Here is a 22,140-nt window from a genome sequence, read left to right on the forward strand (position 1 = left end):
GGACCTTCTGCCCTAGCCGTCCGGCGCCGTGGGGGCATAGGCTCGCGGCCATGAGTACTGATTCGAAGCCCGGAGACCAGCAGCCGCACGCCGTGGAGAACCTTGATCATCATGAGTGCTGGAGGCTCCTGCGCAGCGTCACAGTGGGCCGGCTGGCGGTCTGGGTGGATGACCATCCGGATATTTTCCCCATCAACTACAAGGTGGACCACGGGACGCTGGTTTTCCGAACGGCGGAAGGCACCAAGCTGCAGGCAGCCACTGGGGACACCCCCGTGGCGGTCGAAGCAGACGGCGTCGACGCGGACACCGGGATTGCCTGGAGCGTGGTGGTCAAGGGGCAGGCGGCACCGGTGAAGAACCAGCAGGAAGTACTGGATACTGTGGGCCTGTTGCTGTTCCCGTGGCAGGCCGGCAAGAAGGAGCACTTCGTCCGGATCACTGCCGACACGGTCACCGGCCGGCGGTTCAAGGTGGTGCCGCCCCTGACCTGGTGGACGCCGCTGGACGACGCGACCCGGTCAGGCCTCGAATAGCCTCCGCCATCCCCGCTCAGACAACGGAGAGCGCATCGGGTGGTTCGGGGCTGATTAGGCGAGGCGCGTGATTTCCACACTCACGCTGAGGGCAGATCCCCCGCCGCCGGACAGGATGCCCTTGAGCGGGGGCACGTCGCGGTAGTCCCGGCCCCGTGCGACGGTGACGTGGAAGTCACCCGCAGGCTTGTGGTTTGTCGGGTCCCAGCTGCGCCACTCGCCGTCCCACCACTCCAGCCATGCGTGCGACTGCCCCGCGACGGTCTCGCCGAGGTCCGCCGTCGAACGCGGGTGCAGGTAGCCGGAGACGTAGCGGGCAGGGATCCCGCAGCTGCGCAGCGAACCGATGGCGAGGTGGGCCAGGTCCTGGCAGACGCCCTGGCGCTGGTTCCATGCCTCCTCCGCGTTCGTGGTGACGCCCGTGGAGCCCAACATGTACGTCATTTCGCCGCGCATCCACTCAAAGACCGCGAGGGCCGCCTCGTGCGGGTTGCAGCCCTCGACGACGCCCGGGACGATGCCAAGGACCTCGGCGCCTGGTCCGGTCAGCTGTGACTGGGGAATCCAGTCACTGAACTGGTTGAGCGTCTCCGGAGCGGCCAGCACGTCCCAGCCGGCGATGTCCGCCCCGGCCGGGATCCTCTCCACCCGGTGCACCTCGACCGTGGTGGTGGAGAGGACCTCCAGGTGCTCGTGCGGCATCTGCATGTCGAACGCCGTCACGCGCGTGCCCCAGTAGTCGCGGTAACTGCTCAGGGCGGCCTGCGACGGCGAGACCTTCATGGAGGACTCCAGGACCACCTGCTGGGGATCCGTCAGCGGCGTCATGCGGGCCTCGTTGTAGGAGAGCGTCACGCGCTTGTTGTACTTGTAGGCCGTCTTGTGGACGATACTCAGCCGGGTCATGAAACTTCTCCCACCCAGGCCAGTTCGTCTGCCTGATTGAAGTACTTACGGGAAATGGCGTCCGAGGCCTGCGAGACCGCCTTCTGCACCCGCTCCATGTGCTCCGGCAGCTCGGACATGAGGTCATCGGTGCGGTGGAATTCCAGGAACGTGCGCGCCTGGCCGACGATCCGGCGGGCGTCGTTGATGAAGCCGACACGCTGCGCGGACGGATCGAGCTTGGCCAGGCAGTCGTCCGCGTCGCGCAGCGCGTATACGATCGAGCGCGGGAACAGCCGGTCCAGCAGAAGGAACTCGGCAGCATGCTGGTCCCCGAACGCTGCCCGCCGGGTCCGCAGGAAGGATTCGTAGGCGCCGGCGCACCGGAGCATGTTCACCCACGACATGCCAGCGGAGAGCACGTCCCGGGTGGAGAGCATGCGGGCCGTCATGTCGGCGCGCTCCAGTGACCGGCCAAGGACCAGGAACAGCCAGCTTTCGTCGTGGCTGACGGTGGTGTCCGCGAGGCCGCTGACCATGGCCGTACGTTCCAGGACCCAGTTGCAGAACCGGTAGGTGCCAACGACGTCCTTGCGGTGCTGGTTGAGTCCGTAATACGTGGTGTTCAAGCTTTCCCAAAGCCCGGAGGAAACCGTCTCCCGGGCGCGCCGGGCGTTCTCCCGTGCAGCACCGAGCGAGCCGGCGATGGACGTGGCGCTGTGCTTGTCATATGCGAGGGCATTGAGCAGCTCGTTGAGGCCGAACTCATCGTTCTGCGCGCGCGCCCCCATGACAGCGAGGAGTTCCTGTGCAACGCTGCGCTGCTCCTCCATGGGCAGGTGGTTCAACCGTTCCAGGTGGACGTCGAGGATGCGGGCGGTGCCGTCGGCCCGTTCCACATACCGGCCGATCCAGAAAAGGGACTCGGCAATACGGCTAAGCATTCGGGGCAACCTCCATCGGCTCTGAAATCTGCTGCTGCTGCTGCTGCTGCTGCTGCTGTTCCTTTTGGCTGTCGCGCCAGTTGCTCTCCACGGGCCAGACCGACACCCGTTCCCGGACGGCGATGGCGGGCCGGGGCAGGGTCTCAACCGGAACCTGCGGCGAGTCCGCCAGCACCCAGGTGTCCTTGGATCCGCCGCCCTGGCTGGAGTTGACGATCAAGGATCCTTCCTTGAGCGCCACGCGTGTCAGCCCGCCGGGCAGGACCCAGACGTCGTCGCCGTCGTTGACCGCGAAGGGCCGCAGGTCCACGTGCCGCGGGCCGAACTTGTCCCCGGACAGGGTGGGGACGGTGGACAGCTGCAGGACCGGCTGGGCGATCCAACCGCGGGGGTCGGCAATGATGCGTTTCCGCAAGGCCTCGAGCTCGTCCCTGGACGCGTCCGGGCCGATCACGAGGCCCTTGCCGCCGGAGCCGTCGACGGGCTTGACTACGAGCTCATCAAGCCGGTCCAGGACGTGCTCCCGGGCCTCTTTCTCTTCCAGGCGAAACGTGTCGACGTTGGCGATGACCGGCTCTTCGTTGAGGTAGTAACGGATCAGATCCGGGACGTAGCTGTAGACGAGCTTGTCGTCGGCCACGCCGTTGCCCACCGCGTTCGCGATAGTGACGCCGCCGGCCCGGGCGGCGTTGACCAGGCCGGGGCAGCCGAGCATGGAGTCGGCGCGGAACTGCAGCGGGTCGAGGAACTCGTCGTCGATCCGTTTGTAGATGACGTCCACGCGCTGTTCGCCGGCCGTGGTGCGCATGTAGACGCGGTTGCCGCGGCAGATGAGGTCCCGGCCCTCGACGAGTTCGACGCCCATCAGACCGGCCAGCAGTGTGTGCTCGAAGTAGGCGCTGTTGAAGACGCCGGGGGTCAGGACCACGACGGTGGGATCGTCGACGCCGGACGGTGCCGTCTTGCGCAGGGCGGACAGAAGCCTGCGGGGGTACTCCTCGACCGGGCGGATGAGCTGCTGGCCGAAGGCCTCGGGCAGGCCCTTGGCCATGGCCCGGCGGTTCTCGAGGACGTAGCTCACCCCGGAGGGCACGCGCACGTTGTCCTCGAGGACGCGGAAAGTGCCCTCGCCGTCGCGGACGACGTCGATGCCGGAGATGTGCACCCTGACACCGCCCGCCGGCTCGAAGCCGTGCACGGCGCGGTGGAAGTGGGCGCTCGTGGTGACGAGCTGGCGGGGAATGACGCCGTCGGCCACGACCGCCATTTTGCCGTAGACGTCATTAAGAAAGGCCTCAAGGGCCCGGACACGCTGCGCGACGCCGCGTTCCAGGACCGCCCATTCGTCGGCGGGGATCACGCGGGGAACGATGTCCAGCGGGAAGGGGCGCTCCTCCCCCGCGAAGTCGAAGGTTACGCCACGGTCCAGGAAGGTCCGCGCCATGGAGTCTGCGCGGGCGGTGACGTCAGCCAGCGAGAGTTCACGAAGGGCCCCGGCAACCTGCCCGTAAGACTTCCGGGCCTCTTGGCCGGGCGTAAACATCTCGTCGTAGGCGCCGGTGCGGCCGGCCGCCTCTGAGTAATCCTGGAAAAGGTCAGACATGGACTCTAGCCAACCATCTTTTCGTTACGAAATCATTTCACGGGCCCGGCAAGCCTACCGGGAACGCCGGAGGACTCAGGGCCGGAGGCGCCCGCAGATGGCCGCGCCGGGGCACTCCCGTGCAGCAGCCATGGCGATGTCCGATATTTGCGGCACGTGGGGCAAGGTAGGTGCGTGCCTTCGTTGAATCAGAAGTTCCCCGCTCTGCCCGGGCTGGTGGGCGCCGCGGCCGCCGTCGCCGTTGCCATGGCCGTCCATGCCCTGGTTCCCGTGCTCCCGGCGATGACCGTCGCCGTGGTGCTGGGTCTTCTCGCCGCCAACCTCCCGGGGGCAGGCGCGTGGACGGCCGGGACCGGCCGGCGCGGGCTCGACGCCGCCGGCAAGCACCTGATGCGGGCCGGGATCGTGGTGCTCGGCCTGAAGGTCAGCCTCGTGGACGTCCTGGGCCTGGGCTGGGCCGCCCTGCTGTTGATCACCGGTGTCGTACTGGCCGCCTTCGCCGGCACGTACGTCATCAGCCGGCTGTTCCGGCTTCCGCCGCATGTCTCGCTGCTCATCGCGACAGGATTTTCGATCTGCGGGGCGTCCGCGATCGGCGCGATGGCGGCCGTGCGCCGGATCCGGCACCCAGACACGGTCCTTCCGGTCGCCCTGGTGACCCTGTGCGGAACCCTTGCCATCGGCGTCCTGCCGCTGCTGATGCAGCCGCTTGGTCTCGGCCCGGAGACATTCGGGGCATGGACTGGAGCCTCCGTGCACGACGTCGGCCAGGTGGTAGCTACCGCTCAGACCGCCGGCGCGACCGCGCTTGCGACCGCCGTCGTCGTCAAACTCACCCGCGTCATCCTGCTGGCGCCGATGGTCGCCGCCGCCGGCTACCACCACCGGAGCGGTGCCGGGGCGGACACCGCCAACCGCCCGCCCATTGTCCCGCTGTTTGTCCTCGGATTTGTTGCACTGGCCGCCCTGCGTACGACCGGATGGCTCTCCCCCGCCGTGCTCGAGGCGGGTGCCGTGGTGCAGGATGTCCTGCTGGGCATGGCGCTCTTCGGACTCGGATCTGCAGTCCGGGTGGGACAGCTGCTGCACACCGGAGCCCGGGCACTGCTTGCCGCGCTGGCGTCCTGGCTGCTGATCGCCGGCCTGGGCCTGGCCGCCGCGCAACTGATGTTTCCGCACCGCTGATTGCCGCCCGGGGGCGCAGCGCGTGATCGCGCCCACACGCGGCCGTGATTGAATTGCTGGGTGTCAAACCAGAATCTGCGCCGCGATGAGGCCGCAATCCGCTCTGCCGTGATCACCACCCACAGCTACGACGTTTCCCTTGACATCCGCCAGGCGGCCGACCCGAACGCCGCCGGCTACACCAGCCGCAGCGTCATCACCTTCTCCGCCCACGAACCGGGAGCCTCCACCTTCGTGGACTTCATCGCGGGCGACGTGCACAGCGTGTTCCTGAACGGCAAGGGCCTGGCAGTCGCCGACGTCGTGGACGGATCCCGGATCCGGCTGGACGGCCTCCAGGCCGAGAACCAGGTCACAATCACAGGCACCGCGCTCTTCAGCACCTCCGGGGAGGGAATGCACCGGTTCTTTGATCCCGCAGACGGGCAGTGCTACCTCTATACGCAGTATGAGCCCGCGGATGCGCGGCGGGTCTTCGCGAACTTCGAGCAGCCGGATCTCAAGGCCGAATTCACTTTCCACGTCATGGCACCCGCGGAATGGCAGGTGGCCTCCAACGGCGCCGAAGCCGAGCGCACGCTCCTCACAAGTGATCCGGCTACAAGCCGCTGGGACTTCGCCCCCACCAGGGCCATGTCCACCTACATCACCACGGTCCTCGCCGGGCCATACTTCAAGGCCGAGGACACCTGGCGCGGCACGCTCGAGGACGGCACGGACCTCGATGTGCCGCTTGCGCTGTACTGCCGGGCTTCCATGGCGCCCTCCTTTGACACCGAGTCGCTGTTCCAGCTGACGAAGAACGGGCTGGACTTCTTCAGCGGGCTCTTCGACTACCCGTACCCGTGGGGCAAATACGACCAGGCCTTTGTGCCGGAGTACAACCTGGGCGCGATGGAAAACCCGGGCCTCGTGACCTTCACGGAGAGCTACGTGTTCACTTCCCGCGCCGCCGATTCGCAGTACCAGGCGCGCGCCAACACGCTGTTGCACGAGATGGCGCATATGTGGTTCGGGGACCTGGTCACCATGCAGTGGTGGGACGATCTGTGGCTCAAGGAATCCTTCGCCGACTACATGGGCACGCTGGGCGTGGACCGGACCACGGACTGGGACACGGCCTGGGTGAACTTTGCCAACAACCGCAAGGCGTGGGCCTACGTCCAGGACCAGCTGCCCACCACCCACCCCATCGTCGCCGATATCCCGGACCTGGAGGCCGCGAAGCAGAACTTCGACGGCATCACCTACGCCAAGGGCGCCTCCGTGCTCAAGCAGCTCGTCGCGTACGTTGGGTTCGAGGCCTTCGTCGCCGGCTCCCGGCAGTACTTCAAGGACCACGCCTTCGGCAACACCACGCTGGTGGATCTGCTCGCCGCGCTCAGCGCCGCTTCCGGCCGGGACCTGGGTGAATGGGCCCGGAAGTGGCTCCAGACCTCCGGTATTTCGGGCCTCACCAGCGAGATCGAGGACCATGACGGAGTCCTGGGCACTGTGACGGTGGTCCAGGACGCCGTGGACCCGATCACAGGGCAGCAGGAACCGCGGCCGCACCGGCTGCGGATCGGGCTCTACAACCACGATGCGGCCGGCCAGCTGCTCCGCATGGACAGTGTCGAGGCCGACGTCAGCGGGGCCCGGACAGCGGTGGCGGCCCTCGCCGGGAAGCGGCGCCCGGACCTGTTGCTCGTCAATGACGATGACCTCAGCTACGCCAAAGTCCGGCTCGACCCGCGCTCTGAAGCGACCGTCCGCATCTCGCTCGACAAGCTCCGGGACCCGATGGCGAGGGCCCTGTGCTGGACGGCGCTGTGGGATTCGGCGAGGGATGCCGTCACTCCGGCGTCACTCTATGTGGACGCCGTGCAGAGCTTCGGCCCGGCGGAAACCGGGATCGGCGTCCTGCTCAATGTGCTCGGCAACGCCTCCACCGCGATCGAACACTACGTGCCCCGGGGCCAACGGGACGCGGTTCGCCGCGTGTTCCTGGACGTCGCTGCCGACCACCTGCAGGCGGCGGCGCCGGGGTCCGACCAGCAGCTCGCATGGGCGCGTACCGTGGCTGCCACCAGCCGATACGACGCGGGCCGGCTGGACCTGCTCCGCAGCATCCTGGCCGGCAGCACGGTGATCGACGGACTCGCCGTCGATGCGGAACTGCGCTGGAACCTCTGGCACGCCCTGGCGGCCAACGGCCAGGCCACGCCGGACCAGCTCGACCAGGAGCTGGCCCGGGACAACACCGCGGCCGGCAAGTCCGGCCACGCCACCGCTCTCGCCGCACGGCCCGAGGCAGCCGTCAAGAGTGCCGCGTGGGACGCCGCTGTGCACGGCACGTCGCTGTCCAACCAGCTGCTCAGCGCCACGATCACCGGCTTCAATACCGGCCCGGCGGCCCTGCTGGGGAACTTCATTGATCCGTACTTCGAATGCCTGGAGCAGGTCTGGGGGGAGCGGAGCATCGAGATCGCCAGCAGGATCGTCCGCGGACTCTACCCTGCGGGGCAGGATCTCGACGGGCACGGCGGCTCGCCGGACCGGCATGCCGTCATTGTCCGGACCGACAACTGGCTGGCCGAACACGCCCACGCGCCGCACGCCCTGCGCCGCATCATCATTGAACAACGCAGCCACCTCTACCGGGCCCTGACGGCACAAGCCCTGGCCGCAAACCCGGCATCGACTGCTCCGTAACCGTCCTTTTGACGGCCCAGAACGGCCGTTACGGAGCAATCGACGGGGTCGTGGGTGGCCGCAGGGGGTCAGGGGACCCGGTGGAGCCACTCCGGGGTGCCGAACTTGGACTCCACCCGGCGGCGGGCCGCGGCCAGTTCGGCATCCGTGAGCTCCGAGGGCGTCGCCGAATAGCGTTCGGTGAAGACGTCCATCATCGCCGCGACGATCTCGGCGCGGGCCAGCCCGGTCTGGCGCCGGAGCGGGTCCACCCGCTTCCTGGCACTCCGTGTGCCCTTGTCGGAGAGCTTCTCCTTGCCGATCCGCAGCACCTCCACCATTTTGTCGGCGTCGATGTCATAGCTCATGGTCACGTGGTGCAGCATCCCGCCGTTGGCGAGCCGCTTCTGGGCGGCGCCCCCGATCTTGCCCTGGTCCGTGGCGATGTCGTTGAGCGGGACGTAGAACGCGGTGATGCCCACCTTCTCAAGTGCCGCCATGACCCAGGCATCCAGGAAGCGGTAGGAATCAGCGAAGCTGATGCCGTCCACGAGCGTTTGCGGCAGGTAGAGGGAATACGTGATGCAGTTGCCGGCTTCCATGAACATCGCTCCCCCGCCGCTGATCCGGCGGACGACGCTGATGCCGTGCCGGGCCACGCCCTCCGGATGGAGTTCGTTGCGGACGGACTGGAAGCTGCCGATCACGACGGACGGTTCCTCCCAGTCCCAGAAGCGCAGGGTCGGATTCCGCCGCCCGGCGCCGACCTCCTCGGTGAGGACCTCGTCGAGGGCGACATTGACGTGCGTGGGCAGCACGGAGGGCGCAATGATGTTCCAGTGGTGGTCCGCCCAGCCGGTCGCTTGCGCGAGCGCGCGGCGGACCGTGACCGCCACGGCGTCGGCAGAAAAGCCGAACAGGACCGCATCCGGGGGCAGCGCCGCCTCCACCGCGGCGGCTATCTCTGCGGCCCTGTTGTCCGCCGCCAGCCCGGTGAGTGCGCGGTTGATCTCCGGGAGGGCCTCGTCCGGTTCCAGGAAGAAGTCCCCGCTGAGCGAGACGTTGGCCAGGACACCGTCCGTGACGTCGAAGTCGGCGACCACGAGTTTGCCGCCCGGGACTTTGTACTCACCGTGGTGGCGTCCGCCGTCGTCGGCACTGGAGGGATTGCTGGGGCTGGAAGGCGGGTTGCTCATACCTTCCATCCTGCCCCAAGAACGGGGTAATCCGGAACGCAAAAAAAGCCCGCACCCAAAGGGTGCGGGCTTTTCCAAAAGACCTTGGGGAAAGAATGTTACTTCTTGCCGCCGAAGCCCTTGAAGCGAGCGTTGAAGCGCTCGACGCGGCCTGCAGAGTCCATGATGCGCTGCTTGCCCGTGTAGAACGGGTGGGACTCGGAGGAGATTTCGACGTCGATAACCGGGTAGGTGTTTCCGTCTTCCCACTCGATGGTCTTCTTCGAAGACACGGTGGACTTGGTCAGGAATTTGACGCCGGAAGCCAGGTCGTTGAAAACAACAGCTTCGTACTTCGGGTGTGTATCAGACTTCATAATTGGGCCTTTGTTCGCACAACTGGATTTTGCCAGCTGCCAGGTATGAATGGGATGGCCGCTTGGCGCCGGAAAGCGCAGTACAGCCAGCTACTTATGTTAGCGGAAATCCGCAGAGCCGACGAACCAGCGTGCAGGCAGGCCAGCCGGCAGGCAGCGGACCCTCAGTCCCGGGGCCGGAGCTCCCAGAAGGCAACGGCCGACGCCGCGGCTACGTTGAGCGAGTCCACTCCGGCGCGCATGGGGATCTTCACCGCCAGGTCAACGGCGGCAAGGGTGCCGTCGCTCATGCCCGCTCCCTCCGTGCCCAGCACCAGGGCCAGCCGCTCCGGCCGGCGGGCGGCGAGTTCGTCGAGGTCCACGGCGTCTGCGGTGAGTTCCATCGCCGCCAGCGTGAAGCCGTGCCCGCGGAGAACCGCCAGTCCCGCCTGCCAGTCGTCGAGCCGCGCCCACGGCACCTGGAAGACCGTGCCCATGCTGACCCGCACGCTGCGCCGGTACAACGGGTCCCCGCAGCGCGGCGAGACGAGGACGGCATCCACTCCCAGGGCTGCGGCGGAGCGGAAGATGGCCCCGACGTTGGTGTGGTCCACGATGTCCTCCAGCAGGGCGACCCGGCAGGCACCGGCGAGCAACTCCGCCAACGGCACGGGCGGCGGGCGGTGCATGGCAGCCATCGCCCCGCGGTGAAGATGGAAACCGGTGATGTCCTCAAGCAGCGCGGCGGAACCGATGTACGCCGGTACGTCGGGGTACTGCTCAAAGATGTCCGCCAGGTCCTCGAGCCACTTCTCGGCAAGGAAGAAGGACCGGGGGCGGTGCCCCGCGGCCAGCGCGCGGCGCAGCACACGGGAGGATTCGGCAATGTACATGCCCTCCGCGGGTTCCCTGATTTTGCGCAGGTGCACGTCCGTGAGCCGGGTGTAGTCCGCGACCCGGGGGTCGTGGGCGGATTCGAGGTAGTGGAAGGTCACGGGCAGGTCATTTCAATCGGTCATTTCAGGAGGTTGGCGATCATGAAGCCCAGCGCCACGATGCCCAGGGTGAAGATGACCCCGCGCAGGACCGCCGGCGGGAGCCGGCGCCCCACTTTGGATCCGATCACGCCGCCGATCAGGGAGCTGACGGCGATCAGCCCGACGGCGGGCCAGTTGATGCGGTCGAAGGCGAAGAGCAGGTAGGAGGCCGCGGCGACGATGTTCACGCCCAGGACCAGGATGTTCTTCATGGCGTTGGCGTTCTGGATGGTCCCGGCCATGAACACGCCGAGGATGCCGACCACCAGGATTCCCTGGGCCGCGACGAAGTAGCCGCCGTAGACGCCGGCGAGATAGACCAGCACCACGAGCATGACGCCGTGGCTGCGGTCGCGGATGGCGTGCTCGGGGTTTTGTTCCCGGTTGTTGACCCATTGCTGGAGGCGCGGCTGGAAGACCACCATCAGCAAGGCCACGACGATGAGGGCGGGGGCGGCGTACTGGAAGACCGTCTCGGGCAGGTGCAGCAGGAGGTACGCCCCGGTGACGCCGCCGAGCAGCGAGGCGGGCAGCAGCCGGATCAGCTGTCTGCGGCGTCCGGCAAGCTCCTTGCGGTATCCCCAGGCGCCCGCGGCGTTGCCCGCCACGAGGCCCGTGGCGTTGCTGATCGAGGCTGTGACCGGAGCGTAGCCCAGTGCGATCAGCACCGGGAACGTCACGAGGGTCCCGGACCCGACCACGCTGTTGATCGTGCCCGCCCACAACCCGGCAAAGAAGATGAAGACGCTATTGAAGAACTCCACGCGCTGTCAGCAGCCCCCGTCAGCGGCGGGCGGTGGCGGTGTAGCGGCCGTCGTTGACGGTGACCTCCAGCGGCAGCCCGAACGTCTCGCTCAGGTTCCCTGTGGTGAGGACCTCGGCCAGCGGACCAGAGGCCACCACGCCGCCGTCGCGCATCAGCATGGCGTGGGTGAAGCCGGGCGGAACCTCTTCAAGGTGGTGGGTGACCAGGACGACGGCGGGCGCGGACTCGTCGCGGGCGAGCTCGCTGAGGCGCCGGACAAGGTCTTCACGGCCGCCGAGGTCAAGGCCGGCGGCCGGCTCGTCAAGGAGCAGCAGTTCCGGGTCCGTCATGAGGGCGCGCGCAATCTGCACACGTTTGCGTTCGCCCTCGGAAAGCGAGGCGAAGGGGCGGTTGAGCAGCGGGCCCATCCCCCACTCGTTCAAGAGGCGGAAGGCGCGGCGTTCGTCGTCCTTCTCGTAGCCCTCGCGCCAGCGGCCGGTGACGCCGTAGGCAGCCGTGACCACGACGTTGAGGACCTTCTCGTGTTCCGGGATCTGGTTGGCCAGGGCGGCCGAGGAGAGGCCGATCCGGGGCCTGAGCTCGAAGACGTCCACGGCGCCGAGGACTTCCTCCAGGATGCCGGCGATGCCGGACGTGGGATGGATCCGGGCGGCGGCCACCTGGAGAAGAGTGGTCTTGCCGGCGCCGTTGGGGCCCAGGACCACCCAGCGTTCGCCTTCTTTGACCTGCCAGTCCACCTTGTTCAGGAGGGTTTTCGCCCCACGTACAACGCTGACGCCGGCCATTTCAAGAACATCACTCATAGGAGTAGACACTAGGACAAAAAAGCGGACGACTGATAACCGGAACGGCGGCCCCCCGCGTCGCGTCACCTGGTGCGGCCGGGGCGCTACGAATTCGGGCCGTGCAGCGGCCGCTCGCTAGGATTGAAGCCATGACTTCGAACGTGACCGCAGTGAGCTACGGCCTGAAACTGTCCCTTCCCGACATCGAGCGGCTGCGTTCGCTCCTCACCGCCGCCGGGCTGACAGTCGACGCCGGGACCCGTACCGGGAACGGCCGCTTCGAGGTCCATACAGCGGAGTGCGTGCTGGAGTCCACGGGCGGCGGGCCGGCCGGTGCCGCCGCGCGGACGGCGGATGGACTGGACGGGCTCCGCCGCGTCGTGGCCGGTTCCGGCATCGAGGGCGTGGATACCGCGCTTGTTCCCGCCGCCCTGCGGGACGCCCCGCGGAAGTTCCTGATCATGGACGTTGATTCGACCCTCATCCAGCAGGAGGTCATCGAGCTCCTGGCCGCCTATGCAGGCAAGCGCGAGGAAGTGACGGCGGTTACGGAGGCTGCGATGCGCGGCGAACTGGACTTCGCGCAAAGTCTCCACGCCCGGGTGGCGGTCCTCGCCGGTCTGCCGGCCGACGTCGTCGATTCGGTCCGTGCGGAAGTGAAACTCACGGATGGCGCGGCGGAGCTCGTGGCCGCGTTCAAGGCCGCCGGGCATGCGGTGGCGGTGGTCAGCGGCGGCTTCAACCAGATCCTCCGGCCCATCGCCGAGGGCCTCGGTCTGCACTACTGGATCGCCAATGAGCTGGAAATCGTCGACGGCGCGCTGACCGGCAAGGTGATCGGGGACGTCGTTGACCGCGCCGCCAAGGAGAAGTACCTGCGCGAGTGGGCTGCCGCGGAAGGCATCCCCATGGAGCACACCATCGCCGTGGGCGACGGGGCCAACGACCTCGACATGCTCGGGGCTGCCGGGATCGGCATCGCCTTCAACGCGAAGCCGGCCGTGCGGGCGGCCGCGGACGCCGCGGTCAACCTTCCCTACCTCGATGCCGTGCGCTACATCGCGGGCGTCTGAGGCCCTAGCCGCGGGAAGGCACCCCGCGGCAATGTTCCTGGGGAAACATGCCGCGGGGTGCCGTCGCGAAGGCCCGGTCGACTAGCTGGAGCGCTTGTCCTCTGCCTTGTCTGCGGTCTTATCGAAATAATCGGCGCCGCCGACGTATTCGGTGTGGCCGGTCCCGACGTCTGCCGTGACCATCCTGGCGACCTCTGCCGCGAACTCGGAGACCGAGTAGAGCTTGCCCGCCTCGGCGCGCCGGGCCTCAATGGCACCCGGGTTGGAGCGGTCCAGCAGCGTCGCCGTGACGGTGCCTTCGATCATGTCACCGGACACCACCACCAGCGAGATTCCCTTGTCGGCCAGGTTCGGGATGAGCTCGCGGAGCGCGTCCTCGCCGGCGCGCTTGCTGCGGGCCACGGGCTCGTACTCCGGCATGGTCGGCACTGAGTCGATGAAGTGGGCCTGGTGGCTCGTCACGAAGACCACGCGCGATCCCTCGGGCATGAGCGGTACGGCAGCGTTGAGCATGTTGACCTGGGCATCGCGGTTCAGCTTCAGCGCGTAGCCCTCTTCCATGCCCGATTCCATGCCGCCGGAGGCGTTCAGGACCAGGACGTCGAGCGAGCCGAAGTTTTCCATGGCAGCGCTGGCCAGGGCCTGGACGCCTTCCTGGGTGGTGAGGTCCGCTCCGACGGCGGCCGCGCGGCCCCCGTTGGCCCGGATCTCCGCGACGACCTTGTTGGCACGGGGTGCCTTCTGGCGGTAGTTCACGACGACGGCGGCACCTTCGGCGGCGAGGAACTTGGCGACTTCTGCGCCGATCCCCCGCGATGAACCGGTCACGATTGCGGTCTTGTTGTCCAGCAGTCCCATGCGAGCTCCTTTGTTCCAAACGTCTAAAAACTGTGGGTCTGCTGTCCATCATGCCAGCGGAGTGCGCGTTTTCGGTTGTTCAGGCCCCACAAAGAAGCTGCAGCAGGCTAGTTCCCGCAGGTGCGGCGGGCGCCCTGATCCTCCCCCGTCTCTCCCCCGCGCGGGACATGCCCTCCGCCTGGGCTCTGGACTGGACATATGGCCCATATGTTCACCGGCCCAGGCAAAGACTGGACATGTCCCCCGGAAGACGGCCGGTCTAGTGCGGTCATGTTCCGCGGCCACGGCAAGGACTGGACATGTCCCCCGGCGTCTGGATTCACCACCTGGAACTCCGCTCGGATGTCGACCTCGACGCCGAGGTTGCCGACTGGTTGCGGGAAGCCCGGGACGAGGCCCGCAGGCCTCGCGCCGGCGGTTGCTGCCGCCCGTCCCGGCACGCCACGGACCGGTCAGGTGCGAGGATCCGTCGTGGCCCAGTCAGGTGCAGCCGGTCAGCTGCGGTCGATCCGGATCTTCTTGGTTGTTTCTTCGGGCGTCACTACCGGCGCGGGGGCGCGCACCTCAAGGACCCCGTCCTTGTAGGTGGCCGTGATGTCTTCCTCCCGCGCCCCCCGCGGCAGCGCGATGCTGCGCATGAAGGATCCGTAGCGGAACTCCGAGCGGTAGCCGGTCTTGCTCTTGTGCTCGGTCTTTTCCTCGCGTTCGGCCTTGATGTGCAGCATGCCCTCGCTGACGGACACGTCGACGTCCTTGTCGGGATCGATTCCTGGAACTTCCGCCCGTACCACCAGGGTGTTTCCGTCCTGGAACTGCTCCACCTTGATCGACGTCATCGGCAGTTCGCCGTCGAGGAAGCGCCGGACCGGCTCAAGCATGTCCGAGGGCGCCCACTTGCTGAGGTCAGCCATGATAATCCTCCTGGTTCCATGCCCCTGCCTGTGCACGGTACGGGGCGGTAAGCCCCATTACACACTGACCAGGCAACGGGCACTAAGGGCAAAAGGCCTATCGGTCCGGACTCTTTCCCCGGCCGGCACGCCGCGCCGCCGGCGCCGTCGAAGGAGGGAGGCCGGCGCCGGCGGCACGAGCCGCCGTCGTCGGGCGGAAACCGGGCCTAGTGGCCCATGCCGAGGCCGCCGTCGACGGGGATGACCGCGCCGGAAATGTAGGCGGCCTCGTCGCTGGCGATCCAGCGGACGACGTTGGCGACCTCGGACGCCTCCGCGAACCGGCCGGCGGGGACCTTGGTGAGGTAGTCCTTCCGGGTCGCTTCCGGCAGCTCCGCGGTCATGTCCGTGTTGATGAAGCCCGGGGCCACTACGTTGGCGGTGATGCCGCGGGCACCCAGTTCGCGGGTCAGCGAGCGGGCGATGCCGACGAGGCCGGCTTTCGAGGCAGAGTAGTTGATCTGGCCGGGGGCGCCGTAGAGGCCGGAGACGGAGGAAATCAGGACCACACGGCCCTTCCGTGCGCGGATCATGCCCTTGGAGGCCCGCTTGATGACGCGGAACGCACCGGTGAGGTTGGTGTCGATGACGGACGTGAAGTCGTCCTCGCTCATGCGCATCAGCAGGGTGTCCTTGGTGATGCCGGCGTTGGCGACCAGCACCTCCACAGGACCGTGGGCGGCTTCGACTTCGGTGAAGGCGGCGTCGACCGAGGCCTCGTCCGTGACATCGGCCTTCACGCCGAGAATGCCCTTCGGGAGTTCCGACGCACTGCGGTACGTCACAGCCACCTTGTCCCCGTTGGCCAGGAAGGATTCGGCGATCGCCAGGCCGATCCCGCGGTTCCCGCCGGTGATCAGAACGCTGCGGCCGGTGGTGGGTGTCTCAGACATGTGGGGCTCCGGGATTCTGCGGCGGGTCGGCGCCGCGATGGGGACTGGATTTTCCTGCCTCCGATCTTAGCGCCCGGACAGCGTCCGTTTGGGCGGCTCCGGTGATGGTGAGAGAATTGAAGTAAGCCTTGGGAGCGTGATCTGACAGCCTTGACACTCAAAAACCGACCCGGTGAGCCGACGCCGGGCGACCCGGATGCGTCATACGGCGACACCGAGGTGCACAGCATCACGGACGCAGCCGCCGCGCACTCTGACGAGATGCGCCAGAGGATGATCAAGTACGCCGTGGCCATGGGCATCCGCATGGTGTGCCTGATCCTGGTGTTTGTGGTGGACGGCTGGTTCAAGCTCATTCCGGTCATGGGCGCGGTGTTCCTGCCCTGGGTGGCCGTCGTGATAGCCAATGGCAGCGACAGGGCCGAGGTCCACAGTGATTCGCTGCTGGACTATGTACCAATGGGCGAGCTGGATGCCCCGGCCGCAGGCGCGGGCGCCCCCGCGTCCCCGGCAACAGGAACCCCGGAACCCGGGGAAGACGCTTCGGTGACGCTGCTCCAAGGCGAGCTGGTCGAGGACGGGAACGGACCTTTTGAGGACAATGGCGAACACGGGCGGGCAGCTTCATGAACCTATTTGACCTGGCCGGACGCGGCGATGGGAACGGCGGCGAGGCAGCCCTGCCCGCCGGCACTCTCTGCTCCCGCAAGGCCTGCCGCGCGTCGGCCCAATGGCAGTTGCTGTGGAACAATCCCAAGATCCACACCCCGGAGCGGCGCAAGATCTGGCTTGCATGTGCAGAACACCGGGCGTGGCTCGAGGACTACCTCCAGACCCGCGGCCTCTGGAAAGACACGATGGCCCTTGACGCCATCCCGACTACAGGCCAGGTCCGCTGAATGTATCGTTTCCTCTTCTCCAGCAAATGGCTGGGGTACTTGTTGCTGGCCGCGATTTTCGCAGCCGCCTGCGTCGGTCTGGGCCGCTGGCAGATGGACCGCCGCGCCGAGACTTTGGCGGAAATCAACCGCGTTGTCTCCAACTACTCCGCCACGCCGGTCCCATTCGCCAGCGTCAGGGAGCAGTTCACGAGGCTCGATCCCGAGCGGGAGTGGACGCAGGTGGAACTCCGCGGCAGCTACGACGCCGCCGGGCAACGCATCGTGCGCAACCGCCCGCTCAACGGCCAGCCGGGCTACGAGGTAGTGGTACCGCTCAAGCTGGACAGCGGCGAGACGGTGGTTGTGGACCGCGGCTGGCTGCCGATCGGGAACAACACCCCCGGCCGGCCCGACTCGGTTCCCGCGCCGCCGCAGGGCCACGTGACAGTCATTGGCCGTCTCAAGGCGGGCGAACCGGAACTCCAACGCGGCGCCCCGGACGGGCAGCTGGCCTCGATCGACCTTCCCGCCTATTCCGCGCAGCTGGGCTATCCCCTGCTCACCGGCGCATACGGTCAGCTCGCCTCCGAGAACCCTTCGGTGGCGGACATGCCGGTCGGCTTCCCCATGCCGTCAACGGACGAGGGGACGCACCTTTCCTACTCGCTGCAGTGGTTTGCTTTCGGGGTGCTCATGTTTGTCGGCTTCGGCTACGCAGCGAGGCAGCAGGCACGCAACGCCGCGATCGACGCGGAGGACGCCGGGACCGGGGCTGCCGAGGGCGGATACCTGCATTCCAGCGGCCCGACCGTCCGGCGTCGTCCTGTCCCCCGGAAACGCAAAAATGCCACGGCGGAAGAAGAGGAAGATGCCATCCTCGATGCCCAGGGGTTCTGAGAAGGTCACTGGGGTGCCTCCGGAACCGGTCGCGAACGTGAAGGACGCGCTCGCCGCGGCCGGAGTCGAGGACACGGTGACGGTCTTCGGCTCAGAAGTCCCGACGGCGGCCGCGGCGGCAGAAGCCCTGGGCTGCGACGTCGCCGCCATCACCAACAGCCTCGTGTTCAATCTCGGCGGGTCTCCCCTGCTGATCCTCGCCAGCGGCGCCGCCAAAGTTGATATCCCCAAGGTGGCCGCACAGCTGGGCGCGGGAAAAATCCGCCGGGCCAGCCCTGACTTCGTGCTGGAACATACGGGCCAGGAAATCGGCGGAGTGGCCCCGGTGGGGCACCCGGGGCGGATCAGGACCCTGCTGGACGAGTCATTGTCCGCCCACCCCGTGCTCTGGGCGGGCGCGGGAGACCACTATTCGATGTTCTCGATCACCTACAGCGAACTCCAACGCATCACCCAAGCCCAGGAAATGCCAGTCCGCTAGCGAAGGCAACCTGGGCCCCGGGCGCAGCCGCGACATGACCGCAAGCGCAACGGTGACGGCGGCCGAAGCAGCCTACGCCAGCGTGATCAGGTCCAGGTAATCTTCGTTCCAGAGGTCCTCTACGCCGTCGGGCAGCAGCACGACGCGCTCGGGGTTCAGCGCCTCGACCGCGCCCTCATCGTGGCTGACCAGGACGACGGCCCCGGTGTAGTTGCTCAGGGCGCCGAGGATTTCGGCGCGGCTGGCAGGGTCGAGGTTGTTGGTGGGCTCGTCGAGGAGCAACACGTTGGCACTCGATGCCACGATCGTCGCCAGCGCCAGCCGGGTTTTCTCGCCGCCGGAGAGCACGCCGGCGGGCTTGTCGACGTCGTCGCCGGAGAACAGGAAGGAACCGAGGATGCCGCGCACCTCGGCGTCGTTCATGTCGGGGGCCGAGGAGCGCATGTTCTGCAGGACGGTGCGGTCGACGTCGAGCGTCTCGTGCTCCTGGGCGTAGTAGCCCACCTTCAGGCCGTGGCCTGCAACGACTGCGCCGGTGTCCGGCTTGTCGACGCCGGCGAGCATCCGCAACAACGTCGTCTTGCCGGCGCCATTGAGGCCCAGGATGACCACCTTGGAGCCGCGGTCGATGGCAAGGTCCACATCGGTGAAGATTTCCAGCGAGCCGTAGGACTTGCTGAGGCCGTCCGCTGTGAGCGGGGTCTTGCCACACGGCGAGGGGTCCGGGAAGCGCAGGGCTGCCACGCGGTCGTTCTCGCGGACTGCCTCGAGGCCGCCGAGGAGACGTTCGGCGCGCTTGGCCATGTTCTGCGCGGCGACAGCCTTGGTGGCCTTGGCGCGCATCTTGTTGGCCTGGTCGAACAGCACCTGGGCCTTCTTCTCCGCGTTGGCACGTTCGCGCTTGCGGGCCCGCTCGTCGGTTTCGCGCTGCGCGAGGTAGCGCTTCCAGTCCATGTTGTAGAAGTCGATCTGCGCGCGGTTGGCGTCCAGCAGGAAGACCTTGTTCACGGTGGCTTCGAGGAGTTCGGTGTCGTGGCTGATCACGATCAGGCCGCCCTGGTGGTTTTTGAGGAACTCACGGAGCCAGGAGATGGAGTCGGCGTCGAGGTGGTTGGTGGGCTCATCGAGAAGCATGGTCTCGGCGCCCGAGTACAGGATGCGCGCAAGCTCCACACGGCGGCGCTGGCCACCGGAGAGTGTCTTCAGGGGCTGGTTGAGGAGCCGGTCCGGCAGCGCCAGGTTGGAGCAGATCGCCGCGGCCTCGGCCTCTGCCGCGTAGCCACCCGCCGCCAGGAACTCGGATTCGAGGCGGTCGTAGCGGTTCATCGCCTTGCGCTGGACCTCGGCGTCCTCGCTGGCCATGTCCTCATGCGTCTGGCGCAGCTTGCCGACGGCGATATCAAGTCCGCGGGCGGACAGGATCCGGTCGCGGGCCAGTTGCTCCATGTCCGGCGTCCGGGGATCCTGCGGCAGGTAGCCGATCTCGCCGGTGCGTGTCACCTTGCCGCCGGCCGGCAGGCCCTCGCCGGCGAGCACCCGTGTGAGCGTGGTTTTTCCTGCACCGTTACGGCCAACGAGACCGATCTTGTCTCCCTTGTCGATCCGGAAGCTCACCTGGTCCATAAGGAGGCGGGCGCCGGCGCGCAGTTCGAGATCCTGGACGGTAATCAATGCAGCTAATGCCTTTCACAACAGGGAACGCCGCGGCACAACGGATGGAAGCTGGAGGGGGCCGGGGCGGTGCGGCCGAGAGAACGGCCTCTACCAGTCTACCGGGGCCTGCCTCCGCCCAGTGACATCGGTCAGGAACGGGGAGCCGGCCGGCGCCGTTGGCGGCCGGTCAGGAACCGCCCGGGTCCGTTGGCTGTGCCGGTCCGGCGCGGCCGGTCCGGAACCTCCCCGCCCCCGTTGGCGGTGCCCTCCAGCATCCGGGCCGCCCCTTAGTGGGCCACCTACAAAAAACCCGTTGCCCGGCGAACGTACAGTCGGAAGTACGAGCCCCACCGATTGCCTCACTCGACAGGAACACCCATGATCCAGATAGATAAGGCCCTCCCCGCCCGGCCCGTCCAGCGGCGGACCCGCTGGAACGCCACCGACCTCGGCCTGATCGCCGTCTTCGCTGCCCTCGTGGCCGTTTCCGCGCTGGTAGCAGCCGTTCCCGTGGGCGGACTGGGAGTCCCCATCACCCTGCAGACGCTCGCCGTTATTCTCACAGGCCTGGCCCTCGGCCCCGGCCGGGCGTTCGCGGCGGTAGGCCTCTACACGCTCCTGGGACTCGCCGGGCTGCCGATCTTCAGCGGCGGACGAAGCGGGCTCGGCATCCTCGCCGGGCCCTCGGCGGGCTACATCATTGCATTCCCGCTGGCCGCCGCAGCAGCCGGCTGGCTGGCCGCCGTCGTGCTCCGGCGCACTTCACGAAAGCTCCGGGCGGTCCTGCTGTTCTGCGCCGCCATGGTGAGCAGCATCGTCCTCATCCACACCCTGGGCATCCTGGGCTTGGCCGTCAATGCCAAACTGGACTTCGCCGAGGCTTTCGTCGTCGACCTTGCCTACTACCCGGGCGACATCATCAAGAACATCCTGGCTGTCAGCATTGCGCTGGCACTGCACAAGGCGTTCCCTGACCTCCTGATCCGCCGGGTGCGGATGGCAGATCCCCGCCCGTGAGCAGCATCGTCCTTGACCGGGTGGCAGTGCGGGTCGCCGTCGAGGACCGTCCCGCCCTAAAAACCCTGCTCGGTGAGCTGACGCTGACCCTCACCGAGCACCGGATAGGGATCATCGGGGCCAACGGCTCAGGCAAATCCACCCTGCTCCGGCTCCTCAACGGCCTCGTGAGGCCCAGCGCCGGGGCTGTCACGGTCGACGGCAAGGACACGGTCCGGGCCGTGCGGGAAGTACGGCGCCGGGTCGGGTTCGTTTTCACGGACCCGCTCTCCCAACTGGTCATGCCTACGGGACGCGAGGATGTGGAACTGTCGCTGCGGCGCTCCGTGCGAAACGCCAGGGAACGCCGCGGCCGGGCTGAGGCCATCCTGGACCGATTCGGCCTCCTGCCCCTGGCCGACCAGAGCATCTACGAACTCTCCGGCGGCGAACGCCAGCTGCTGGCACTGGCCGCTGTCATGGCCGTTGAGCCGGACGTCCTGGTGCTGGACGAGCCCTCGACGCTGCTGGACCTGCGCAACAGGGAACTGCTGCGCCGGACGCTGGCGGGGCTGCGCCAACAGGTCATCCTGTCCACCCACGACCTCGACCTCGCGCTGGACCTGGACCGGGTACTTGTCGTCGAAGCCGGAATCGTGGTGTTCGACGGCGCCGCTGCCGCCGCCGTCGCCCATTACCGTGAGCTCTCGACAGCGGGCGTCCCTGGCGTTTACCCGGCGGGCAGTCCTGTTGTGGCGGGTGCCAAACCGGATCGACAGGACCCGGAGCGACGGTGAGCGGCCACGGCTTCCTTCTGGCCAACTACGTGCCGGGCGCCTCCGGGGTCCACCGGGCTCCGTTGTGGTTGAAGTTCCTGCTGGTCCTCGGCTGCGGCATGGCGTCCTTCCTGATCGCAGACTGGGCTGTGGCGGCCGGGGCACTGGCGCTGTTGTCGCTGTTGTTTCTGCTCAGCGGGGCCGGCGTCGCCCGGCTGGTCCGCGCCGTGCGTCCGGTCCTGCCCGTACTGCTGGCGATCGGCCTGTTCCAGTGGTGGCAGCTTGGCGCGCCTACCGCCGCGCGGATCGTCCTCAACGTGCTCGTCTGCGTCGTGGCTGCGTCGGTCCTGACCGCCACCACACCTGTCCAGGCCCTGCTGGACGGCGTAGCATCGCTTGCCGGGCCTTTCCGGCGTTTCGGTGCGGACCCGGAACGCTTCGCCCTGACCATTGCCATCATGCTCCGCAGCATCCCGTTCATCGCCGGAGCCTATGCGGACGTCCGGGATTCCGCCAAGGCGCGGGGGCTGGAACGCAACCCCCGCGCGATCGTGCTGCCGGTATTCATCACCACTGTGGCCTTCGCACGCCAGACCGGGGAAGCCCTCGCCGCACGGGGCCTGGGCGACGCCGAGGACCTCGACGACTGACGCTAGCTCTGCGGCTCCGCACCACGGGACATGCCCTCCCCTGCCCGCAGCCAATGGACATATTCCCGCCATGCCCACCCGCAGTCC

Annotated in this window: 22 protein-coding genes and 1 pseudogene; 11 read left to right on the forward strand and 12 right to left on the reverse strand. The window is 67.5% G+C overall.

Annotated elements, in window-relative coordinates; genetic code table 11:
* The first annotated feature begins 50 nt into the window (after positions 1-50).
* A complete protein-coding gene (locus AC1DCZ_RS02965) occupies positions 51-536 on the forward strand; it encodes a pyridoxamine 5'-phosphate oxidase family protein (RefSeq protein WP_476896574.1) in 486 nt (161 codons plus the stop codon).
* Between the two features lie 54 nt (positions 537-590).
* Here the strand turns inward: AC1DCZ_RS02965 and AC1DCZ_RS02970 are convergent, their stop codons facing one another.
* From AC1DCZ_RS02970 to AC1DCZ_RS02980, 3 genes are read right to left on the reverse strand one after another with little or no spacing between them, the layout of a single operon-like run.
* Complete coding sequence (locus tag AC1DCZ_RS02970; RefSeq protein WP_476973330.1) at positions 591-1,442, reverse strand: transglutaminase family protein; 852 nt, start codon at positions 1,440-1,442, stop codon at positions 591-593.
* The gene (locus AC1DCZ_RS02975) at positions 1,439-2,365 is read right to left on the reverse strand and encodes an alpha-E domain-containing protein (RefSeq protein WP_476973331.1); all 927 of its coding nucleotides are present in this window, start codon (positions 2,363-2,365) and stop codon (positions 1,439-1,441) included. Before AC1DCZ_RS02975 ends, AC1DCZ_RS02970 begins: the two co-directional genes overlap by 4 nt.
* Positions 2,358-3,968: a circularly permuted type 2 ATP-grasp protein gene (locus AC1DCZ_RS02980; protein WP_476896571.1), complete on the reverse strand. Its 1,611-nt coding sequence runs from the start codon at positions 3,966-3,968 to the stop codon at positions 2,358-2,360. The genes AC1DCZ_RS02975 and AC1DCZ_RS02980 overlap by 8 nt, the downstream gene beginning before the upstream one ends.
* A 183-nt stretch (positions 3,969-4,151) precedes the next feature.
* Between AC1DCZ_RS02980 and AC1DCZ_RS02985 the strand changes: the two genes are divergently transcribed.
* Together AC1DCZ_RS02985 and pepN are read left to right on the forward strand one after the other, a co-directional pair.
* Positions 4,152-5,153 carry a YeiH family protein gene (locus tag AC1DCZ_RS02985; RefSeq protein ID WP_476896617.1) on the forward strand — a complete coding sequence of 334 codons (1,002 nt, stop codon included), beginning with the start codon at positions 4,152-4,154 and terminating at the stop codon, positions 5,151-5,153.
* A 60-nt stretch (positions 5,154-5,213) separates the two neighbouring features.
* Positions 5,214-7,847 carry an aminopeptidase N gene (pepN, locus tag AC1DCZ_RS02990; protein ID WP_476896570.1) on the forward strand — a complete coding sequence of 878 codons (2,634 nt, stop codon included), beginning with the start codon at positions 5,214-5,216 and terminating at the stop codon, positions 7,845-7,847.
* Between the two features lie 68 nt (positions 7,848-7,915).
* Here the strand turns inward: pepN and AC1DCZ_RS02995 are convergent, their stop codons facing one another.
* From AC1DCZ_RS02995 to AC1DCZ_RS03015, 5 genes are all read right to left on the reverse strand, one after another.
* Positions 7,916-9,022 carry a lipoate--protein ligase family protein gene (locus AC1DCZ_RS02995; protein ID WP_476973332.1) on the reverse strand — a complete coding sequence of 369 codons (1,107 nt, stop codon included), beginning with the start codon at positions 9,020-9,022 and terminating at the stop codon, positions 7,916-7,918.
* A 98-nt stretch (positions 9,023-9,120) separates the two neighbouring features.
* Complete coding sequence (locus AC1DCZ_RS03000; RefSeq protein ID WP_024365679.1) at positions 9,121-9,378, reverse strand: type B 50S ribosomal protein L31; 258 nt, start codon at positions 9,376-9,378, stop codon at positions 9,121-9,123.
* Between the two features lie 164 nt (positions 9,379-9,542).
* Entirely contained in the window at positions 9,543-10,352 is an 810-nt protein-coding gene (locus AC1DCZ_RS03005) for a TrmH family RNA methyltransferase (RefSeq protein ID WP_476973333.1), read from the reverse strand.
* A gap of 20 nt (positions 10,353-10,372) precedes the next feature.
* Complete coding sequence (locus AC1DCZ_RS03010; protein WP_476973334.1) at positions 10,373-11,158, reverse strand: sulfite exporter TauE/SafE family protein; 786 nt, start codon at positions 11,156-11,158, stop codon at positions 10,373-10,375.
* Between the two features lie 19 nt (positions 11,159-11,177).
* Entirely contained in the window at positions 11,178-11,963 is a 786-nt protein-coding gene (locus AC1DCZ_RS03015; protein ID WP_476973335.1) for an ABC transporter ATP-binding protein, read from the reverse strand.
* A gap of 131 nt (positions 11,964-12,094) precedes the next feature.
* On the opposite strand from AC1DCZ_RS03015, the gene serB reads away from it, so the two are divergent.
* Positions 12,095-13,018 (forward strand): phosphoserine phosphatase SerB, encoded by a 924-nt coding sequence (serB, locus tag AC1DCZ_RS03020; protein WP_476973336.1) that lies wholly within the window; start codon positions 12,095-12,097, stop codon positions 13,016-13,018.
* Between the two features lie 81 nt (positions 13,019-13,099).
* On the opposite strand, the gene AC1DCZ_RS03025 is transcribed toward serB, so the two are convergent.
* The 3 genes from AC1DCZ_RS03025 to AC1DCZ_RS03035 form a co-directional block, all read right to left on the reverse strand.
* The gene (locus AC1DCZ_RS03025; protein WP_476973337.1) at positions 13,100-13,876 is read right to left on the reverse strand and encodes an SDR family oxidoreductase; all 777 of its coding nucleotides are present in this window, start codon (positions 13,874-13,876) and stop codon (positions 13,100-13,102) included.
* 494 nt (positions 13,877-14,370) lie between these two features.
* Positions 14,371-14,787 carry an Hsp20/alpha crystallin family protein gene (locus tag AC1DCZ_RS03030; RefSeq protein WP_476896563.1) on the reverse strand — a complete coding sequence of 139 codons (417 nt, stop codon included), beginning with the start codon at positions 14,785-14,787 and terminating at the stop codon, positions 14,371-14,373.
* A gap of 206 nt (positions 14,788-14,993) precedes the next feature.
* The gene (locus AC1DCZ_RS03035; protein ID WP_476973338.1) at positions 14,994-15,719 is read right to left on the reverse strand and encodes a beta-ketoacyl-ACP reductase; all 726 of its coding nucleotides are present in this window, start codon (positions 15,717-15,719) and stop codon (positions 14,994-14,996) included.
* Positions 15,720-15,869: 150 nt separating this feature from the next.
* Between AC1DCZ_RS03035 and AC1DCZ_RS03040 the strand changes: the two genes are divergently transcribed.
* Genes AC1DCZ_RS03040 through AC1DCZ_RS03055 form a run of 4 tightly spaced genes read left to right on the forward strand, consistent with a single transcriptional unit; the run spans position 15,870 to position 17,978 of the window.
* Positions 15,870-16,349: a DUF3099 domain-containing protein gene (locus tag AC1DCZ_RS03040; RefSeq protein ID WP_476973339.1), complete on the forward strand. Its 480-nt coding sequence runs from the start codon at positions 15,870-15,872 to the stop codon at positions 16,347-16,349.
* On the forward strand, positions 16,346-16,618 hold the full coding sequence (locus AC1DCZ_RS03045) for a hypothetical protein (RefSeq protein ID WP_476896560.1): 273 nt from the start codon (positions 16,346-16,348) through the stop codon (positions 16,616-16,618). Before AC1DCZ_RS03040 ends, AC1DCZ_RS03045 begins: the two co-directional genes overlap by 4 nt.
* Positions 16,619-17,497, forward strand: a complete 879-nt coding sequence (locus AC1DCZ_RS03050) for an SURF1 family cytochrome oxidase biogenesis protein (RefSeq protein ID WP_476973340.1) — start codon at positions 16,619-16,621, stop codon at positions 17,495-17,497.
* Positions 17,481-17,978: a YbaK/EbsC family protein gene (locus AC1DCZ_RS03055; RefSeq protein ID WP_476973341.1), complete on the forward strand. Its 498-nt coding sequence runs from the start codon at positions 17,481-17,483 to the stop codon at positions 17,976-17,978. Before AC1DCZ_RS03050 ends, AC1DCZ_RS03055 begins: the two co-directional genes overlap by 17 nt.
* 72 nt (positions 17,979-18,050) lie before the next feature.
* Here the strand turns inward: AC1DCZ_RS03055 and AC1DCZ_RS03060 are convergent, their stop codons facing one another.
* The gene (locus tag AC1DCZ_RS03060; RefSeq protein ID WP_476896557.1) at positions 18,051-19,649 is read right to left on the reverse strand and encodes an ABC-F family ATP-binding cassette domain-containing protein; all 1,599 of its coding nucleotides are present in this window, start codon (positions 19,647-19,649) and stop codon (positions 18,051-18,053) included.
* Positions 19,650-20,009: 360 nt separating this feature from the next.
* On the opposite strand from AC1DCZ_RS03060, the gene AC1DCZ_RS03065 reads away from it, so the two are divergent.
* From AC1DCZ_RS03065 to AC1DCZ_RS03075, 3 genes and pseudogenes are all read left to right on the forward strand, one after another.
* The gene (locus AC1DCZ_RS03065; RefSeq protein WP_476896556.1) at positions 20,010-20,648 is read left to right on the forward strand and encodes a biotin transporter BioY; all 639 of its coding nucleotides are present in this window, start codon (positions 20,010-20,012) and stop codon (positions 20,646-20,648) included.
* Between the two features lie 101 nt (positions 20,649-20,749).
* Positions 20,750-21,424 (forward strand): annotated as a pseudogene (locus AC1DCZ_RS03070) (energy-coupling factor ABC transporter ATP-binding protein); the annotation flags it as partial.
* Complete coding sequence (locus AC1DCZ_RS03075) at positions 21,421-22,053, forward strand: energy-coupling factor transporter transmembrane component T family protein (RefSeq protein ID WP_476896555.1); 633 nt, start codon at positions 21,421-21,423, stop codon at positions 22,051-22,053. The pseudogene AC1DCZ_RS03070 and the gene AC1DCZ_RS03075, both read left to right, overlap by 4 nt.
* Positions 22,054-22,140 lie beyond the last annotated feature (87 nt).

The organism is Arthrobacter sp. 10N418, assembly GCF_056394725.1.

Bases quoted from the DNA above. Each gene is read 5' to 3' on its own strand.
- AC1DCZ_RS03035 (WP_476973338.1), bottom strand. From the start codon at position 15,719: ATGTCTGAGACACCCACCACCGGCCGCAGCGTTCTGATCACCGGCGGG.
- serB (WP_476973336.1), top strand. From the start codon at position 12,095: ATGACTTCGAACGTGACCGCAGTGAGCTACGGCCTGAAACTGTCCCTT.
- AC1DCZ_RS02995 (WP_476973332.1), bottom strand. From the start codon at position 9,022: ATGAGCAACCCGCCTTCCAGCCCCAGCAATCCCTCCAGTGCCGACGAC.
- AC1DCZ_RS02970 (WP_476973330.1), bottom strand. From the start codon at position 1,442: ATGACCCGGCTGAGTATCGTCCACAAGACGGCCTACAAGTACAACAAG.
- AC1DCZ_RS03030 (WP_476896563.1), bottom strand. From the start codon at position 14,787: ATGGCTGACCTCAGCAAGTGGGCGCCCTCGGACATGCTTGAGCCGGTC.
- AC1DCZ_RS03065 (WP_476896556.1), top strand. From the start codon at position 20,010: ATGATCCAGATAGATAAGGCCCTCCCCGCCCGGCCCGTCCAGCGGCGG.
- AC1DCZ_RS03045 (WP_476896560.1), top strand. From the start codon at position 16,346: ATGAACCTATTTGACCTGGCCGGACGCGGCGATGGGAACGGCGGCGAG.
- AC1DCZ_RS03055 (WP_476973341.1), top strand. From the start codon at position 17,481: ATGCCCAGGGGTTCTGAGAAGGTCACTGGGGTGCCTCCGGAACCGGTC.
- AC1DCZ_RS03000 (WP_024365679.1), bottom strand. From the start codon at position 9,378: ATGAAGTCTGATACACACCCGAAGTACGAAGCTGTTGTTTTCAACGAC.
- AC1DCZ_RS03015 (WP_476973335.1), bottom strand. From the start codon at position 11,963: ATGAGTGATGTTCTTGAAATGGCCGGCGTCAGCGTTGTACGTGGGGCG.
- AC1DCZ_RS02975 (WP_476973331.1), bottom strand. From the start codon at position 2,365: ATGCTTAGCCGTATTGCCGAGTCCCTTTTCTGGATCGGCCGGTATGTG.
- AC1DCZ_RS03025 (WP_476973337.1), bottom strand. From the start codon at position 13,876: ATGGGACTGCTGGACAACAAGACCGCAATCGTGACCGGTTCATCGCGG.
- AC1DCZ_RS02980 (WP_476896571.1), bottom strand. From the start codon at position 3,968: ATGTCTGACCTTTTCCAGGATTACTCAGAGGCGGCCGGCCGCACCGGC.
- AC1DCZ_RS02965 (WP_476896574.1), top strand. From the start codon at position 51: ATGAGTACTGATTCGAAGCCCGGAGACCAGCAGCCGCACGCCGTGGAG.
- AC1DCZ_RS03050 (WP_476973340.1), top strand. From the start codon at position 16,619: ATGTATCGTTTCCTCTTCTCCAGCAAATGGCTGGGGTACTTGTTGCTG.